The 18,651-nt window shown below is 65.2% G+C and carries 9 protein-coding genes; all 9 read left to right on the top strand.

The window, feature by feature from the left end:
• Window positions 1-64: 64 nt before the first annotated feature.
• The 9 genes from JAO73_RS08530 to JAO73_RS08490 all read left to right on the top strand — a co-directional run bounded on the left by JAO73_RS08530 (window position 65) and on the right by JAO73_RS08490 (window position 18,628).
• Window positions 65-2,026, top strand: a complete 1,962-nt coding sequence (locus JAO73_RS08530) for a 7TM diverse intracellular signaling domain-containing protein (protein ID WP_198976649.1) — start codon at window positions 65-67, stop codon at window positions 2,024-2,026.
• 461 nt (window positions 2,027-2,487) lie between these two features.
• On the top strand, window positions 2,488-4,866 hold the full coding sequence (locus JAO73_RS08525; protein ID WP_198976648.1) for a beta-glucosidase family protein: 2,379 nt from the start codon (window positions 2,488-2,490) through the stop codon (window positions 4,864-4,866).
• A gap of 80 nt (window positions 4,867-4,946) precedes the next feature.
• On the top strand, window positions 4,947-8,090 hold the full coding sequence (locus JAO73_RS08520) for a SusC/RagA family TonB-linked outer membrane protein (protein ID WP_198976647.1): 3,144 nt from the start codon (window positions 4,947-4,949) through the stop codon (window positions 8,088-8,090).
• A gap of 35 nt (window positions 8,091-8,125) precedes the next feature.
• Window positions 8,126-9,631: a RagB/SusD family nutrient uptake outer membrane protein gene (locus JAO73_RS08515; protein WP_198976646.1), complete on the top strand. Its 1,506-nt coding sequence runs from the start codon at window positions 8,126-8,128 to the stop codon at window positions 9,629-9,631.
• Between the two features lie 82 nt (window positions 9,632-9,713).
• Window positions 9,714-10,517, top strand: coding sequence for a PKD domain-containing protein (locus JAO73_RS08510; RefSeq protein WP_198976645.1), 804 nt, complete (start codon window positions 9,714-9,716; stop codon window positions 10,515-10,517).
• A 39-nt stretch (window positions 10,518-10,556) separates the two neighbouring features.
• The gene (locus JAO73_RS08505; protein ID WP_198976644.1) at window positions 10,557-11,426 is read left to right on the top strand and encodes a glycoside hydrolase family 16 protein; all 870 of its coding nucleotides are present in this window, start codon (window positions 10,557-10,559) and stop codon (window positions 11,424-11,426) included.
• 172 nt (window positions 11,427-11,598) lie between these two features.
• The gene (locus JAO73_RS08500) at window positions 11,599-12,426 is read left to right on the top strand and encodes a glycoside hydrolase family 16 protein (RefSeq protein ID WP_198976643.1); all 828 of its coding nucleotides are present in this window, start codon (window positions 11,599-11,601) and stop codon (window positions 12,424-12,426) included.
• 230 nt (window positions 12,427-12,656) lie between these two features.
• Window positions 12,657-15,077 carry a glycoside hydrolase family 3 C-terminal domain-containing protein gene (locus tag JAO73_RS08495; protein WP_198976642.1) on the top strand — a complete coding sequence of 807 codons (2,421 nt, stop codon included), beginning with the start codon at window positions 12,657-12,659 and terminating at the stop codon, window positions 15,075-15,077.
• A 227-nt stretch (window positions 15,078-15,304) separates the two neighbouring features.
• Window positions 15,305-18,628 (top strand): cyclic nucleotide-binding domain-containing protein, encoded by a 3,324-nt coding sequence (locus JAO73_RS08490; protein ID WP_198976641.1) that lies wholly within the window; start codon window positions 15,305-15,307, stop codon window positions 18,626-18,628.
• The last annotated feature ends 23 nt before the right edge of the window (window positions 18,629-18,651 follow it).

Here is an 18,651-nt window from a genome sequence, read left to right as displayed (position 1 = left end):
TGCCTATGGGCCCCGGGCCCGATGCCGGGCGTTGGAAAGCCCGCTCAGGCAGTTTTTCTTCCTCTTGAGCCTGGCACTAGCAGGCCTGCTGGGCGGCGCGCCCCAAGCCCAGGCCGCGCCCGAAGACACGCTGGTGGTTGACCCGGCGCAGTCGGCCATCTACCTCGACGAAAACTATTACAGCCTGCTGGAAGACCCCACGGGCCGCCTCACGCTGGCACAGGTGCAGGGCCCCACCTGGAGCCGGCGCTTTGTGCGGCTGCGCGGTTCGGGCCACCCGGCCAACATCGACCACACGCGCAGCGCCTACTGGCTGCGCATCACGGTGCGCCACGCGCCCAACGAAACGGCGGCCTGGTATCTGGAGCTCTACGACTCGCACATCGGCCAAGCCGTGTTTTTCCGGCCCCGCCCCGGCAGCACGGCCGCCTACGACAGCGTGCTGACCGGCGCCAGCCTGCCCTTTGCCACCCGCCCGCACCCCTACAAAAACTTCCTGTTTGACCTGCCGCCGCGGCCGGGCCAAACCGCGACCTACTACCTGCGCCTGCATTCCGATACGCGCACCAGCTTCCGGGCCATGCTGCACAGCGGGCCGGGGCTCATTCCGGAGCTGTCGGCGCAGTACTGGCTGCTGGGCATATTCTACGGCATCCTGGTCATCATGCTGCTGTACAACCTGATTCTGTTCTTCTTTTTGAAGGAGCAGACGTATCTGTCGTACGTGCTCTACGTGCTGAGCGGCACGCTGCTTTTCTTGACCGAAGACGGACTGGGCTTTCAGTACTTGTGGCCTAGCGGGCCGGGACTGAACCATTTCATTGGGGCGGCGGCGCCGGTGCTGCTGCTCATCACGTTTGCCGTGTACGCCAGCGGCTTTCTCGACATGGCCTCGCGCGTGCCTACCCTTTACCGCCTGGGGCGCTGGGTGGTGGGCCTGAGCACGGCCCTGCTGGTGCTGGATGCGGCCGTGGTGCATTCGGGCTTCAGCTTCTGGCTCTACCTGCTGCCGTATGGCCTGCTGTACTACTCGGCCTTCCGGGCCTACCGTAGCGGACTGCGGCCGGCGCGCTACCTGTTGCTGGCGCAGGCGCTGGTGGCCAGCAGCCTCACCTTCCTCATCATGCGCAAGCTGGGCATTGACTTCTACAACAATGCCTATACCGTGTATAGCCTCTACGCCGCTTTCGTGGCCGAAGTGGTGATTCTGAGCTACGCCCTGGGCGAAAAGCTCAAAAGCCTGATGGATACGACCTTGCTCACCCAGCACCGGCTGCTGAAGCAGCTGCGCAAAAAGCACCAGGCCCAGGACCGCCTGGTGGAGCAGATGCGCGAAAACCAGGAGCTCAAAGACCGCCTCAACACCGAACTCGAAGCCTTGGTGGCCCAGCGCACCGCCGAACTGCGCCGCCAAAACGATACCGTGGCCGCTCAGAACCGCGAGCTGCTGGAAGCCAACGGCTTGCTGGCCCTGCAGTCGGCCGCCATCGAAACGCTCAACGCCGAGCTCAGCCGCGACCTGCACGCCGAGAAGGCCGCCCGCATCGAAGCGCGCGAAGTCGACTTTGGCGAGTTCAGCCAGATTTACCCCGACAAGGACGCCTGCCTGCGCTACCTGGCCGGCTTGAAGTGGGACCATGGCACCTACCGCTGCCGCAAGTGCGGCCACGAGAAGAGCTGCGAAGCCCGCGAGCCCCACGCCCGCCGCTGCACCCGCTGCCGCTACGTAGAGTCGGCCACGGCTGGCACCCTACTCCAAAAGTGTAAATTCTCCATTGTGAAGGCGCTGTATGCCGTGTTCCTGCTACACGCGCACAAAGGCAATTACTCGCCCTCGGAATTGGCCCGCGTGCTGGAGCTGCGGCAGGCTACCAGTTGGGCCTTTGCCCAGAAAGTGCTGGCCGCCCTGCAGCGCCGCCGCCAGGCCCCCGACTACGAAGAAGGTGAGCCATGGACGCACGTGCTACTGGATGCCACCGCCGACGCCGAAGTGGTCGAAGAAGCGCCCTTCGAAAGCGAAAAATGATGACCCCAAACTTCCGGTAACGATTGCGAGTGCCTGCCTTCCCTCTATTCGGTGTTAGCGGCATATTGAGCACAGAATTCGGGAACAGTCTAGGTAAGAATGGCGAGAAGACAATTTTTTTTCGATTTGCCGTACTTTTTTTCGTTGTTTTTTAGCCCAAGACGGGAATCGGCGAAAAGGCGCTGCCGGGCAAGTTGGCGCACAAAGCATTTTTTTTACGTGTGCAGCAAGCGTATAACCGCTTAGGCAAACAAGCGTAAAAACCTTCAAAACGAGCAACTGAGGCCGTTTTTGCACTTGCATTTGCCAAACACAGGCCTATACATTTGAGCGTCCTATCCCACCCGACGCTCGTGTTTTTTTCCGTAACCACTTCCTTTTCGGTTGCTGTTGCGTGTACCCGCCGGTCGGCCTTTCAGAGCCGTGTCAGCTGGCGTACGCTGCTGCTGAGTGCGCCGCTTTTGGCCGCCTGCCAGCGGGCCGCCGTGCCCACCGCCAGCGTGGCGCCCGCCACTTCGGTGAGCGTGGCGGCGGTGCCCGCCCCGGCCGTGGCCGCCTTCAGCCCGAGGGTGCAGCAGCTGCTGGCCCAGATGACCCTGGAAGAGAAAATCGGGCAGATGACCCAACTCAACCTGTCGGCGATAAATACCACGGGCGAAGACAAGGACGTGGTGCTGGACTCGGCCAAAGCCACGGCGCTGGTGCGCGATTTCCACGTGGGTTCGTTCATCAACGGCCAGGCAGTGCCGGCGGCGCAGTGGGTGCGCTACTCGGCCGCGCTGCAGCGCATTGCCCTGCGCGAGTCGCGGCTGCGGGTGCCCATCCTCTACGGCATCGACCACATGCACGGCGCCAGCTACGTGAGCGGCACGGCCATTTTCCCGCACAACCTCAACCTGGGCGCCACCTTCAACCCCGACCTGGCCCGCCAGACGGCCCGCGCCACGGTGCTGGAGTCGGCGGACCTGGGGCACCACTGGCTATTTGCGCCGGTGCTGGACTTGGGCGTGAACACTTACTGGCCCCGCCTCTACGAAACCTACGGCGAAGACCCGCTGCTGGCGGCCACCATGGGCGCCACATTTGTGCGCGAAGCTCAGACCAACAGCGAGATAGCGCCTTACAAAATAGCGGCTTGCGCCAAGCATTTTATTGGGTACTCCGACCCGCGCAACGGCTGGGACCGCACCAACGCCCTCATCCCGGACCAGCGGCTGCAGGAGCTGTTTCGTCCTTCTTTCCAGGCCGCAATCGATTCCGGGGTGAAAAGCGTGATGGTAAACTCCGGCGCCATCAACGGCGAAGCCGTACACGCCTCCAAAGCCATTCTCACCGACCTGCTGCGCCGCCAGATGGGCTTCCGGGGCGTGGTGGTGACGGACTGGGGCGACATCAACCGGCTGGTGAAGGTGCAGAAGGTGGCACCCAATGAAAAGGAAGCTACTTGGATGGCCCTCGACGCGGGTATCGACGTGGCCATGACGCCCTACGACACCAATTTCTGCCGCTACGTGAAGGAGCTGGTGCAGGAAGGGCGGTTGAGCGAGGAGCGCATCACGCTCTCGGCGGGCCGGGTGCTGCAGATGAAAGAGGAGATTGGGCTGTTTGACAACCCCATGCCCCGCGCCGACCGGCTGGCCCGCGTGGGCGACCCCGCCCTGCTCGCCCAGGCCGTGGCGGCGGCCCGCGAGTCGCTGGTGCTGCTCAAAAACGAGAAAAATGTGCTGCCGCTGGCCCCGGCCCGCGTGAAGCGCCTGCTGGTGCTGGGCCCTTCGGCCGAGTCGCGCGCCAACCTGTGCGGCGGCTGGACACTGGCCTGGCAGGGCCGCGCCGAAGAGGGCTACCCCAAAGACGTGCCCACGCTGGTGCAAGCCTTGCGCAAGGAATACCCCAACGCCACCGTCGAAACCCTGCCCTACCGCGACGCCAAAGGCAAGCCGTTGCTGACCAGCATATCGGCCGCCGCCAAACGAGCCGACGCGGTGGTGCTGGCCTTGGGCGAGCGGCCCTACACGGAAGTATTGGGCAACACCTCGGACCTGACCCTGCCCGACGACCAGCAGCAATTGGTGCGCGCGGCCCAGGCCAGCGGCAAGCCCACGGTGCTGGTCGTCATCGGGGGGCGGCCGAGCATCATTCGGGCGGTGGCGGGCGGCAGCGCGGCCGTCATCTGGGCGGGTCTGCCGGGCTACGGCGGTGGCACGGCGCTGGCCGAAGTCATTAGCGGCAAGACCAATCCCAGCGGCCGGCTGCCGTTTACCTACCCGCAGTTTGCCGGGCACATCACCAACTACCACCACGACGCCAACGAGAACAGCGCTGAGCTGAAAGACTTTGCGGCCGGCTTCTCGGCCCCGGGCTCTCAATACAAACGCACGATGCTGACCGAGTTTGGCGAGGGCCTGAGCTATACCGCTTACGCCTACTCGGGCCTGACGCTGAGCGACTCCGTGCTCACGGGCACCACCGCTCGGCTGCGGGCCACCGTGCAGGTGGCCAACACCGGTGCCCGGGCCGGGCAGGAAGCTACCCTGTGGTTTCTGACCGATGAAGTGGGGCGCATTGCGCGGCCGGTGCGGCTGCTCAAGCACTTCGAGAAGCAGCCCTACGCCGCCGGCCAGACCCGCGAACTGACCTTCACCATCGAACCCCTGCGCGACCTGAGCTACCCCGACGGCCAGGGCCGCCCCCAGTTGGAAAACGGCTGGTACACGCTGCGCGTGGGCACCCAAACGGCGCGGTTTCGCTACGCGGGCAACGCCAGCGCCAATAGCAGCGCCCCCGCCAAAACCACCGGCGCGGTAGTGCGTCCCAACGCCCCAGCAAACTCAACCAATTAACCGAACTGCCAACTGCCGCCGCTCGTTGCGGGCGGCCTCACCTCCTAACATTTTTTCCCACCCACTTCACAATTCTCATTATGAAGCGACCTGTTTACTTAAATGCGCTGCTCCGCCGCACGGCGGTGATGCTGGCCTGCGGGCTTCCCGCGCTGGCGTACAGCAACCCAGCCGAGGCCGAGAGCCGGCTGGTTCGGCCCGCGGCCGACGTACCCGTGAGCGGGCGAGTGACCGGGCCCGACGGGGCCGGCCTGCCCGGCGTGACCGTGCTGGTGAAAGGCACGTCGGTGGGCACCAGCACCAACGCCGACGGCGCTTTCAGCCTGACGGCGCCCGAAGGCAGCACGCTGGTGTTCAGCTTTGTGGGCTACACCACCCAGAGCGTGGTGCTGACGGCCGGCAACGCCGGCGCCCTGAGCGTGAGCCTGAAAGAAGACACCCAGAAGCTGAACGAAGTGGTGGTGGTGGGCTACGGCACCCAGCAGCGCGGCAGCGTGACGGGCTCGGTGGCCTCGGTGAGCGGCCAGGAAATTGCGGCCCTGCCCGTGGCCGACGCAGCCCAGGCGCTGCAAGGCAAAGCCGCGGGCGTGACCATCACCTCCAACGGCGGCGCGCCGGGCGGGGCGGCCGGTACGTCCATTCGCATCCGCGGCATCACGTCGGCGGGGAATAACAACCCGTTGTTTGTGGTGGACGGCTTCCCGTTGCCCAACTCGGGCGAAGACCAGCTCAACGTCATCAGCCCCAACGACATCGAGAGCATTGACATCCTGAAAGATGCCTCGGCCACGGCCATCTACGGCGTGCGGGCCGCCAACGGCGTGGTCATCATCACCACCAAGCGCGGCAAGGCCGGGCGGTCCACCGTCAACTTCGATGGCTACCGCGGCGTGGCGCAAAACTGGCGCAAGCTGGGCCTGCTGAACGCGCAGGAGTACGCCGTCATCAACAACGAAAACCGCATTGCGGCCAACCAGCCCATTGTGGTGGACCGGCTGCGCAACCCCGCCGCCCTGGGCGAAGGCACCGACTGGGAAAAAGAAGTATTCCGCACGGCCGCCATCGAAAACTACTCGCTGGGTGCCACCGGCGGCAGCGAAAAAGCCCGCTACGCCGTGTCGGGCAGCTATTTTAAGCAAGACGGCACCATCGTTGGCACCAACTTCGAGCGCTTTACGCTGCGCGCCAACGGCGACGTGCAGGTGAACAAAATGTTCAAAATGGGCAACAGCATTCAGCTCACCCATCAGGAGGACCGCCAAATTACCTCCAACAACGGGGAGTACGGTACCGTGCAGCAAACCATTCGGATGATTCCCATCGTGCCCGTGTACCGGCCCGACGGCTACTACTACGAACCCCGCGGCCAGCAAGACAACTTCGTGGAAGAGAACCCGCTGGCCTTGTTATACGCCAACCGCAAATACATCCGCAACCGCATGCTGAGCAGCGTGTTTGCGGAGTTGGAGCCGGTGAAGGGCCTGCGTTTCCGCACCAACGTGGGCGTCGACTTCAACTTCACGAACAACAACAGCTTCGGTCCTAAAATCCCGGAGCTGACGGTGGGCAGCGAGGTGTACACCACGCGCTATTCCACGGCGGGCTCGTTTTCGCAGGCCAACACGAATTACAGCTTTTTGGTGGAAAACACCGGCACCTACGACCACCTGTTTGCCGACAAGCATCAGGTGACGCTGCTGGTGGGCCAGTCGGCGCAATGGTTCAACGGCCAGGAACTGGGCGCCTCGCGCAGCGGCTACCTGACCAACGACCTGCAAAACCTCAACAACGGCCCGGTGAACCCGCAGCTGGGCAACTTTGGCTACCTCGGCGTAGCCTCGCACCTGGCCAGCTATTTCGCCCGCCTCAACTACGAGTTCGCGGGCAAGTACTTGCTGTCGGCGGTGGTGCGGGCCGACGGCTCCAGCCAGTTCCCTCCCGGCTCCAAGTTCGGCACCTTCCCCGGCGTGTCGGTGGGCTGGCGCATCTCGGAAGAGGGCTTCATGAAAGACAACCGCGTGGTGAGCAACCTGAAGCTGCGCGCCGGCTACGGCAAAGTGGGCAACCCCAACAACGCCGGCCGCTTCGCCTACCTCTACTCCATCAACTCGCAGATTACCTATCCCTTTGGGCCGAACGGCACCATCTTCACGGGGGGCGCGCCTACCCGGCAGCCCAACACCGAGTTGCGCTGGGAGACGAACAACCAAGCCAACTTCGGCATCGACCTGGGCTTGTTTGACAACCGCATCGAGGCCACTCTGGACGTGTACAACCGCGAGTCGCCGAACCTGATTACCTCGGTGCCGGTGTCGCTGGTGTCGGGCACCTACGAGAACGTGAACCGCAACGCCTCGGCGGCTTACAACCGCGGCCTCGATTTCTCGGTGACCTCGCACAACTTCCGCAACGCGGGCCGCGGCCTCACCTGGAACACGACGTTCAACTTTTCGACCTTCAAAACCCGCCTCACCTCGCTGGGCGCGGGCCTGCCCTTCAACGGCCAGAACTCGCTGAGCGGCGACATCGTGCGCTACGAACCGGGCTACGCGTTTGGCTCCTTCTACGGCTACGTGGCCGACGGCTTGTTCCAGACGCCGGAAGACGTGCGCAACCACGCCACCCAAACCGTGAACGTGGACCCCACCAAGGCCACCGGCCCCGGCGACATTCGCTTCAAGGACCTGAACAACGACGGCAAAATTGACGCCGCCGACCGCACCTTCATCGGCAACCCCAACCCTGACTTCACCTACGGCCTGACCAACACGGTGACCTACGCGGGCTTCGACTTGAGCGTGTTCCTTCAAGGCGTGCAGGGCAACGACGTGTACAACCTGAACCGTTACCTGGAGGAAGCGCCGCTGTACGGCAACGCCAGCGGCGGCACCCGCGTGCTGGGCCGCTGGACCGGTGCCGGCACCAGCAACGACGTGCCCCGCGCCATTTCGGGCGACCCCAACAACAACCTGCGCGTGAGCACCTACTACGTCGAAGACGGTTCTTACCTGCGCGTGAAAAACCTGACCCTCGGCTACTCGCTGCCCACCAGCCTCCTCGGCCGCATCAGCGCCCAGCAGATTCGGGTGTACGTGAGCGCCCAGAACCTCTTCACCTTCACCAAATACACGGGCTTCGACCCGGAGGTGCCCACCAGCGGCGTCGACCGCGGTATTTACCCGCAACCCCGCACCTTTCTCGGCGGCCTCAACATCGGGTTCTAACCCCCCTTCCCACCTAACTCTTAGCTGACAATACGATGTCAATTCTTCATAAATACGCCTGGGGTGCGCTGCTAGGCATGAGCTTGCTGAGCGGCTGCGGGGAAAAATTCCTCGAAGAGACGCCCAACGACCAGGTCACCGACGCCAACTTTTACAAGTCCGAGCAAGACGCCATTCTGGCCACCAACGCGGTGTATAGCGAGCTGGGCAAGGGCGGCCAGTACAACTACGCCCTGTGGGGCATCGGCGACATTGGCTCCGACATTTCCTACACCGGCGGCGGCGGCGGCGGCGACGGCATTGAGCAGCAGCAGCTCGACAACTTCAACATTCCCAGCACCAATCCCATCATCAACCGCTTGTGGGGCGGCAGCTACATCGGCATCGGGCGGGCCAACATCGTGTTGCAGAAGGTGCCCGGCATCGCGGGCATGAACCCGGCCATCAAGAACCGCTGCCTGGGCGAGGCCGAATTCCTGCGGGCCAAGTACTACTTCGACCTGGTGCGGGCCTACGGCGACGTGCCCCTGCTCACGGTGCCGCCCCTCACGCCGGCCGAGGTGAACATTCCGCGCACGCCGGCCGCGCAGGTCTACACCCAGATTGTGAACGACCTCACGGACGCCATCACCAAACTGCCGACCACCTACTCGGGCGACGACATCGGGCGCGTGACCAAGGGCGCGGCCCAGGGCCTGCTGGCCAAGGTGTACCTCACCCAGGGCAACCTGCCCGCCGCCGCGCAGCAGGCCAAGGCCGTGATTGATTCGGGGGTATACAGCCTGTTCCCGAGCTACGCCGACATCTTCAAGATTGCCAACGACAACGGCCGCGAAAGCCTGTTTGAAGTGCAGTACGTGTCGGGCCGCAACGAATACACGTTCGACGGCCTCGGCTTTGTGGGCAACGAATTCTTCGGGCCCCGCGGCCAGAGCATCGTGCCACAGGGCGGCTACGGCTTCAACATTCCGGAAAACGATTTCGTGGCCGGCTACGAAACCGGCGACCTGCGCCGCGACGTGACCATCTGGAAGCCCGGCGACGTGTACCCCGACGGCCGCACCCAGCCGGCCTCGCTGCCGGGCTCGCCCAACGGCTACGGCTGCAAGAAGTGGTTCATCGGCAAAGTGGACACCCGCGTGTGGGACTCGGGCCTGAACATCAAGGTGCTGCGCCTGGCCGAAATCTATCTGATTTACGCCGAGGCCACGGGCCCCACCACGGGCACCTCGCCCCTGGGCGGCTTGGAGGCCCTCAACATCGTGCGGCGCCGCGCCTTCGGCCTGCCCCTGAACGCGCCCTCGGCCCGCGACGTGGCGGCCGGCATCAGCGCCCAGGCGTTCAAGACGGCCGTGTGGCGCGAGCGCAAGTACGAGCTGGCCTTCGAGAACGACCGGTGGTTCGACATGAAGCGCACCGGCGAGCTGCTTACCTCGCCCCAGCTGCTGGCCAAGGGCGTGAAGCCCAACAACGTGGTGCTGCCCCTGCCCCAGAGCGAGCTCGACATCAACCCCAACCTGAAGCAAAACCCGGGCTACTAGCCCACTCCCCGCCCGCGCCGCGGAAACCATGTGCGCGCGGGCGGGCCGTTTTGCTCTTTCACCCTTTGTCCAGATTCAACTCATGAAAAATATTGTACGCGCCGCGGCCCTCGGTTTCTTGCTGACGCCGATGCTGCTGGCCTCTTGCTCCAAGAAAGAAAACCAGCTGGAAGGCGCCGTGCCGGCGTCGGACTTCACCGTGACCACGGTCACCACGGGCCTCACCACAGTGGCCACCTTTCGGGCCAATAACACCGACGGCTTCCTGTACCAGTGGGAGTTTGGCGACGGTACCGTGGGCACGGGCCAAACCGTGAGCCACACCTACACCAGCGGCGGCACGCTCAAGGCGCGCCTCATCACGGCGTACCGGGGCGGCACCAGCGTGTCGGCCACCAAAGACGTGGTGCTGCCGCAGGTGTCGGCCATCGTGAAAGGCATTCTCACGGGCGGCTCCTCCAAAACGTGGAAGCTCGACAACACCGTAATAGCGCCCATCACCGTGGGCCCGTCGGATTCTGACCCCACCAGCTACTACGCCGGCAACCCCATGCCCGGTCAACTGCCCGCCTGCCAGGCCGACGACGAGTACACGTTCAGCACCGCCAACGTATTCACCTATGACGCCAAGGGCCAGACCTTCGTGGCCGGTGGTGCCTGCGATGCCCCGCGCAACGTGAGCACGTCGTTCACTTTTGGCAACGCCACGGGCGCGGGCCTGGCCCAGCTCACGCTAGCTAGTGCCACGCCGTCGCCGTTCATCGGCGTGACCGATGCCCCCGGATTTACCTACCGCATTCTTTCCATCGATTCGCAGCACATGTTGGTGCGCGCCGGCAGCACGGCCGCTGGCGTGGTGTTCGACATGAAATTAGTTGCGAAGTAGCCGCGTTTGCCTGCTTAACGCTTTCCTTTCCTCCGCCCCATGAGATTTCCCCGCTTCCGCTTCAAGCCCCGCCACGGGGCTGGCCTGCTCCTCGCCCTTACCCTGTTGGCTTGCACCGACAAAGGCAGCTCCTTCACACCCGGTCCGATGACGCCTCCGGGCCCGGCCACGCCGGTGACCAATGAAGACGCGCGCGCCTACGCCGATTACACCGACCTGGTGTGGAGCGACGAGTTCGACGGCGCGGCGCTCGACCAGAGCAAGTGGAAATACGACCTCGGTGGCGGCGGCTGGGGCAACAACGAGCTCGAAACCTACACCAATTCCACCGACAACGCCTACCTGAGCGGCGGCAACTTGTACATCAAAGCCATTAAGTCGAGCTCGGGCAACATCACCTCTGCTCGCATTCTGACCAGCGGCAAGAAGGACTTCCAGTACGGCCGCATCGACGTGCGCGCCCAGGTGCCCAAGGGCAAGGGCATTTGGCCGGCCATCTGGATGCTGGGCTCCGACATCGGCCAGAACCCCTGGCCCAAATGCGGCGAAATCGACATCATGGAAGTGCGCGGCAGCAAGCCCCGCGAGCTGCTCAGCACCATGCACTTCCAGACCGCGCAGGGCACGCACGGCCAGCAAGGCACCACGCAGCTGCAGCCCGCCGACCTGTCCGACGCTTTCCACATCTACTCGGTGGTGCGGAGCAAGGACCAGCTGCGCTTTTACATCGACGGGCAGCAGTACTACACCTTCGGCAACGGGGGCGCGTCGCCCAACCCGTTCAACAACCTGTTTTTCGTGATTTTGAACGTGGCCGTGGGCGGCGATTTCGACGGCAACCCCGACGCCAGCACCGTGTTCCCGCAGCAAATGGTGGTGGACTACGTGCGCCAGTACCAATACAAATAAGCGCGCTACCCCGCCCGCTTGCTACCATTCCGGCCGGGAATTGGTGGGATATGAACCCGCCGGATAGGGCGGCAGCCGCTCCCGGTTCGGACAAACCGGGGCGGCTGCCCCCGATGGTACACTTCGCCTGAACTGGTGCCCGCAGCACCGCGACAGGCTTTATCTCAACGCCATGCTTTCCTTCCTCCTTTCCGGGTTTCTGTGGCTGAGCCCCGGCAGCCCGCCTCCTGCGGCCCCGCCCGCCAAGCCGCGCTACACCTTCACCAAACTGGCGTGGAGCGACGAGTTCAACTACGCCGGCCTGCCCGACTCCACGAAGTGGAAATACGACGTGGGCGGCAGCGGCTGGGGCAACAAAGAAGCCCAGTACTACACCAAGCGCCGCCTCGAAAACGCCCGCGTGGCAGGCGGCCACCTCATTGTAGAAGCCCGCAAGGAGGCCCTGGTGCCGGCCAATGCTTACACCTCGGCGCGGCTGGTATCGCGCGGCCCCGGCGGCAGCCAGACCTACGGCCGCTTCGAGGTGCGGGCCAAGATTCCGGCCGGGCGCGGCACCTGGCCCGCCATCTGGATGCTGCCCGACGAGAACCCCTACGGCAACCACAGCTGGCCCGACAATGGCGAAATCGACATCATGGAGCACGTGGGCTACGACCCCAACGTGATTCACGCCAGCACCCACTGCAAGGCCTACTACTTCCGCATCAACAACCAGAAAACCGGCGTCACGAAGCTGCCCGATGCCACCACCGCCTTCCACGTGTACGCCGTGGAATGGACGCCCGAAACCATCACGGCCGAAATTGACGGGCAGCTGTACTTCGCGGCCCGCAACGAAAACACCGGCTGGGAAGCCTGGCCCTGGGACAAGCCCTTCCACTTGCTGCTGAACCTGGCCGTGGGCGGCGAATGGGGCGGCCAGAAAGGCATCGACGAAGCCGCTTTCCCGCAGCAGATGCTGGTGGACTACGTGCGGTTTTACCACATGAAAAAGAGCTGACTCCGGGCACGCTGGCGCATCGAACGCCACGCCTTTCACAGTTCTTCTCAACACCTCAACTCGTTTTCTCCCTCACGCCGACGGATTGGTGAGATTCCGTCCGGTGCTGCCGACGCCGGTGCTGCTAGCTCCCGGCGTCATCTCGAAGGAACGGGCCATCGGGCATCCTTGGGGGGAGCCCGGCGCGGCCTGTTCCTTCTGCAGCCTTCCCTCCGTCTTCTTATTTCTTTATGAAAAAACCCTTCCCCTTCTTTCGCTGGCTGGCCGCCGGAGCCGCCCTGGTGCTGGCCGGCAGCCCCGCCGCCCAGGCCCAGCGCCTGGGCCTGGAGCCCCGCATCGACTCGCTGCTCAAAGCCATGAGCACCGAGGAAAAGCTGGCCCAGCTCACCAAAAACACCTTCATGACCACGCCGGATAATGCCCGGCTCCGCATTCCGGGCTTCGTGATGGACGACGGCCCCCACGGCGTGCGCTTCGAGAAAGCCACGGCCTGGCCCACGGGCATGGGCCTGGTCTCGACCTGGCACCGCGGCCTGGCCGAGCAGGTGGGCCAGGCCATGGGCGAAGAGTTCTGGGCCTTTGGCAAGCAGCAGCAGTTGGGCCCCTGCATCGACCTGGCGCAGGACCCGCGCGGCGGCCGCAGCGCCGAAAGCGGCGGCGAAGACCCGTATTTAATTGGCCAGGTGCAGTCCCGCGTGGCTTTCGGCATTCAGAAAACGCCGGTGATGGCCACGGTGAAGCACTTCATGATTGAGGGCAAGCAGGCCACGCGCCACACGCGCAACGAGCTGTTCACGGACCGCGGCGTGATGGAGCACTACGGCTACAATTTCCGCACCGTGGTGCAGGAGGGCGCCGTGCTCAGCGTGATGTCGGCCTACAACCTGATTAACGGCGAGCACGCGGCCGAAAGCCCCTACCTGCTGAACACGGTGCTGCGCGAGCGGTGGGGCTTCCCGTTCTACGTGGTGTCGGACTGGGACGCGGTGCACGACACGAAAAAGGCCATCCTGGCCGGCAACGACGTGTGCATGGGTTCCGACGACTACCTCAAGGACCTGCCCGGCCTGGTGGCCAGCGGCGCCGTGCCCATGACGGCCATCGACGCGGCCGTGCGCAACGTGCTGCGCACCAAAATCATGGTCGGCCTGCTCGACTACTATCCCAAGGGCAGCAAGGCCGACGCCAACACGCCGGCCCACACCAAGCTCAACCAGCAGGCGGCCCGCGAGTCCATCATTCTGCTGAAGAACTCGGGCAACATCCTGCCCCTGAAAAAGGCTTCCGTGAAGCGCATTGCCCTCATCGGCCCCAACGCCGATAAAGGCAACCTGAACTGCTTCGGCAGCTCCGAAACCACCCCGCCCTACGCCGTGAGCCTGAAGCAGGGCCTGGAAACCAAGCTGGGCGTAAACAAGATTTCCTTCGCCAAAGGCTGCGACATGAACAGCGCCGACACCACCGGCTTCCGGCTGGCCCGCGAGCTGGCCCGCAAGGCCGACGTGGTGATTTTCGCCGCCGGCCTCGACAGCACCCAAGAGGGCGAGCAGTACAACTCCGGCCACGACCGCGCCAACAACTCGGCCACCTTGCCCGGCCAGCAGCAGGCCCTCATCATGGCCCTGGCCCGGGCCAACCCCAACGTGGTGGTGGTGGTGCAAAGCGGCGGCGTGTGCGCCATGCACGAGAGCCTGCCCCGCATGAAAGGCCTCGTATATAGCTTCTACGCCGGCCAGGAGGCTGGCACCGCCCTGGCCGACGTGCTGCTGGGCGATTACAACCCCGCCGGCCGCATGCCCGTGAGCATGCCTACCGGCGACAGCCAGCTGCCCCCGTGGAGCGACGACCTGCGCGACGCCAACGGCGTGGGCTACCGCATGTATGACAAGAAAGGGATGAAGCCAGAGTTTGCTTTCGGGGCTGGCCTGAGCTACACCACCTTTCAGTACAGCAACCTGCAGCAGCCCACGGCCCCCGTGGCCGTGGGGGCGCCCGTCACCATCAGCGTCGACGTGACCAACACCGGCGCTGTGGCCGGCGACGAAGTGGTGCAGCTCTACCTGCGCGACAAGTCCTCGAAGCTGGACATGCCAGTGAAGCAGCTCAAGGGGTTCGAACGCATCAGCCTGGCCCCGAAGCAGAAGAAAACCGTGACCTTCACCCTCTCAGCCGAAGATTTTTACTTCTGGAACGAGCAGACCAAAGCCTACGAGGTGCACCCCGGCGCCTACGCTTTCAACGTGGGCAGCGCTTCCGATAAATTGCCCCTGGGCGGCGCCTTCACGCTGCAGGCCGGCGCCGCCAAACCCGACCTGAAGGTGACGCAGGTGTTCACCGTGCCGCGCTTCCCCAAGCCGGGCCAGGCGGTGACGTTCTACGCCATGGTGAAAAACATGGGCACCGCGCCGGTGGCCACCGGCAGCAAGCTGGGCGTGAATTTCACCATCGACAAAGCCGTGGTGGGCAGCCTACAGGGCTTGCCGCAGCCGCTGCTGCCCGGCCAGGCCCGCCTGCTGGCCGCTACCACCAACAACTGGAAGCCCACCGCCAGCGGCACCTTCACGGTGGGCGCCGTGGTAGATGGCACCAACGCCATTGCCGAGTGGCTGGAAAGCAACAACAGCTTCAGCCGGCCCATTCGGGTGTACTAGGCTGCGGCGGAGGTCGGCAACGGGCTTGGCAGAACGTCATGCTGAGCGCAGCCGAAGCATCTCGCGTGGGGTAGTAATCATTTACTCTTGCACGCGAGATGCTTCGGCTGCGCTCAGCATGACGTTCTTCTTTTATTCCCCTGCCTTACTCCTGTTGCCCCGCATAGCTTCCCGCGGCCCGTATCTTTGGCAACGGCCGTGCCCGGTGGTGCCGGCTGCCCTTTCCCATGCTTTCGGCCACCTCTCTTCAACGCCTGTTCGGCATCAAAGCCGGCGAAGCCCGCACCGTGGGGCTGTTTTCGCTGCACAACTTTCTGCTCGGCATCGGCTCGGTGCTGGTGTACGTGGCGGCCAATGTGCTGCTGCTGGAGCACGACCCCGCCCAAAGCCTGCCGCTGGGCTACGTGGCCGGCGCCCTGGCCATGATGGCCGTGGGCAAAATCTACACTCATTTCGAGCACCATTTGCTGCTGCGCAAGCTGGCCGTGCGCGTGCTGCTGGCCGTGGTGGCGCTGGCGGCCGTGCTGGGCGTGCTGGTGTACGTGGGGCACTCCGTGGCGGCCGCGGTGGCCATCATGGCGGGCTACCGGGTCATCTACCTGCTCACCAACCTGGAGTTCTGGGGCGTGTCGGCGGTGGTGTTTGATGTGCGGCAGAGCAAGCGCCTGTTCAGCGTCATCAGCTCCGGCGACATGCCGGCCAAGGCACTAGGCGCCATCTTGGCGGCCCTCATTCACGGCGATGCGCAGCTGCCGGTGCTGCTGGGGCTGTCGTTTGTGGCGTACCTCGGGGCCCTGTTCACGCTGCGGGCCACGCTCAGCTCGCACGTGGTGGAAGCCACGGCTCGGGCGGTGCGGCGGGTGCGGCGGCCACCGGGCCGGCTGGTGCAGCAGCTGTTTGGCGGCAGCGAGCTGGTGCAGGCCATGTGCCTGAGCCTGGTGGCCATTGCGGGCGTCGTCACCGGCGTAGAATACATGTTTTTCCTGAACGTGAAGCACAAGTTTCACGCCTCGGCCGACGTCATGCAGTCGGTGGGCTGGGTGCTGGCCGCTACCTACGGCGCCGCCACGTTTTTCAAGCTTTTGGTGAGCCGGCAGGCCCTGGAGCGCTACGGCGTGCAATGGTCGTTGCGGCTGCTGCCGGTGGTGGCGCTGGTGGCGCTGGCCATTTTTGGCGGCCTGCAGGTGGCCGGCGGCTACAGCCGAGCCGGACAGTTGGCCTTTTTCTGCGGCCTCTACCTGTTGCTGGAAGTGCTGCGCCGCACCGTGTTCGACCCCGTGTTTCTGGTGCTGTTTCAGCCGCTGGCACCCACGCAGCGCCTGGCTGCGCACACGCTGGCCAAGGGCTTTTACGAGCCGCTGGGCATGGGCCTCACCGGCCTGCTGTTTTTCGTGCTGGGCTACCTGGGCCGCCTCGACGGCGGCCTGCCCTTTGCCTGGATGGGCGCGCTGCTGCTGCTGGCGCTGCTGGCACTGGCCCGCACCTACCGCAGCTACCTGGCCGAGCTGAAGGAAGGCCTGGGCCGTCGCTTCGCCGAAACGGCCGAACTGGCCCTGCCCGACGCTGCGCGCCACGTGGTGCTGGCCCAGCTGCGCAGCCCCCACCCCACCGAAGTGCTGAACGCCGTGGCGTGGCTGCGCCAGCGCGAGCCCGCTACCCTGGCCAGCCACGCGCCCACCCTGCTCGAACACGCCGACGAGCGGGTACGCCTGGCCTTGTTGGCGTCGGCCGAAGCCGCGACGCTGCCCGTGGCAACCCTGCAGGCCCTGGCCCTGCGCGACCCCGCCCCGGCCGTGCGCGCCGCCGCCGCCCAGCAGCTGGCCGCCATTGCGCCGGATGCGCCGGAGGTGGGCCTGCTGCTGGCCGGCAATGACTGGGACGCGCGCCAGGGCGCCATCCGGGGCAGCCTGAGCGCGGCGCCGCAGCACGCGGCGGCCCAGTCCAGCTTGTTGCAATTACTGCCGGGCTCCAATGCCCCGTCGACAGCCATTGAGGTAGCGTTGCGCCTGCTGGCGTTTTTCCCGCCCGATGTGCAGGCCCAGCTCGTGGAGCGCGGGCTGGCCAGTCCCGACGCCAACATTGTCCGGGCTACCCTCACGGCCCTGGGCACGGTGGGCCATTTGCAGCTGGCGGAGCACCTGCTCACGGCCCTCAACGACAAGCACCTCTGGGAGCCGGCCGCCGACAGCCTAGTGGCCCTGGGCCCGGCCGTGGTGCCGCTGCTGCGCGAGGCCCTGCGCCGCGAGCCCGAGCCCCTGCACCCGCAGCGCACGGCCCTGGTGCTGGAGCGCCTCAACACCGGCGCCAGCCGCGCCGCCTTGGTCGAACTGGCCCAGCACCCGCACCTGTTCACCCGCGGCGTGGCGTTGCGCTCGTTGCGCCGCTTCCCGGCCCGGCCGGCCGACCGGGCCGTGTTTGAGCACCTGCTGCGCGAAGAATTTGCCCTGGCCACGCACTTGCTGCAAGGCCTGGTGGCCGATGGCCGAAGTGTATTCCAGGCCACCATCGACTACGAGCTGAGCCTGCTGCACCAGCGCGTGTTTGGGCTGCTGGCCCAGCTCTACGACGCCGAATCGGTGGCCACGGCGCAGCGCAACGTGGCCCACGCCGCCCGCGAACGCCAAGCCAACGCCCTCGAAATCCTCGACAACCTCATTCCCCGCCCGGTGTACCAGGGCCTGCAGGCGCTGCTCGACGACTCGCCCTTGGCCGAAAAAGCCGCGCTGTTTGCCCGCCTCACGGCCCCGGCGCAGCCCGCCCGGGCCCACGTGCTCACGCCGGCCGGTCCGGCCGCGGTGGCCGGCAGCGCCACAGTCGCCCCGCCCCACCCCGCGGCCGTCGCCGCCCCGCCCGCCGAGCCGCTGCCCACGCTGCTGTTGCGGCGCGGCCACATGGCCTTTACTTCCTGGACGCTGGGCTTGGCTCTGCGCCACTGGCTTCCCGCCGAGCCCGATGCCGCCGACATTCTGCGGCCTTACCTCACTTCGCCCTACCAGCTGCTGCGCGAAAGCGCACAGGTGGCCGCAGCGACGCTGGCCGCCACTCAGCACCAGCCCATTTCTCCTCTCGCTTTGCCCGACATGAGCCAGCATTCCTCTCATCAGCCCGAAGCCCGCGTCTCGTCTCTGGAGCGGGTGATGATACTCAAAAGCACCGCCCTGTTTGCCCAAACGCCCGAAAACGTGCTCAGCAGCATCGTGCCCATCATGAAGGAGGTGACGTTCCGCGAAGGCGAGGAGATTTTCGCCCAAGGCGATATCGGCACCTCGCTCTTCATTCTGCACGATGGACAGGTGGGCATTTTCACGGGCACCCAACAGCTGGCCACCTTTGGCCCCGGCGACTTCTTCGGCGAGCTGGCCCTGCTCGATGCCGAGCCGCGCTCGGCCACGGCCGCTGCGCTGAGCGAAGTGCTGGCCTTCCGCATCGACCAGGAAGACTTCTACGACGTGATGGAGGAGCGCGGCGAGGTGCTGCGCAACATCCTGCGCATTCTCTGCCAGCGCATTCGCCTGCAGAACGAGAAAATGCGCGGGCTGACGGCAGGGTAGTTTATCTGTCATCCTTCGCTGCG

Source organism: Hymenobacter miniatus (genome assembly GCF_016427455.1).
Taxonomy (GTDB): domain Bacteria; phylum Bacteroidota; class Bacteroidia; order Cytophagales; family Hymenobacteraceae; genus Hymenobacter; species Hymenobacter armeniacus.
The sequence above is the reverse complement of the archived record's forward strand: the minus strand, read 5'-3'. Positions and strand labels throughout refer to the sequence as shown.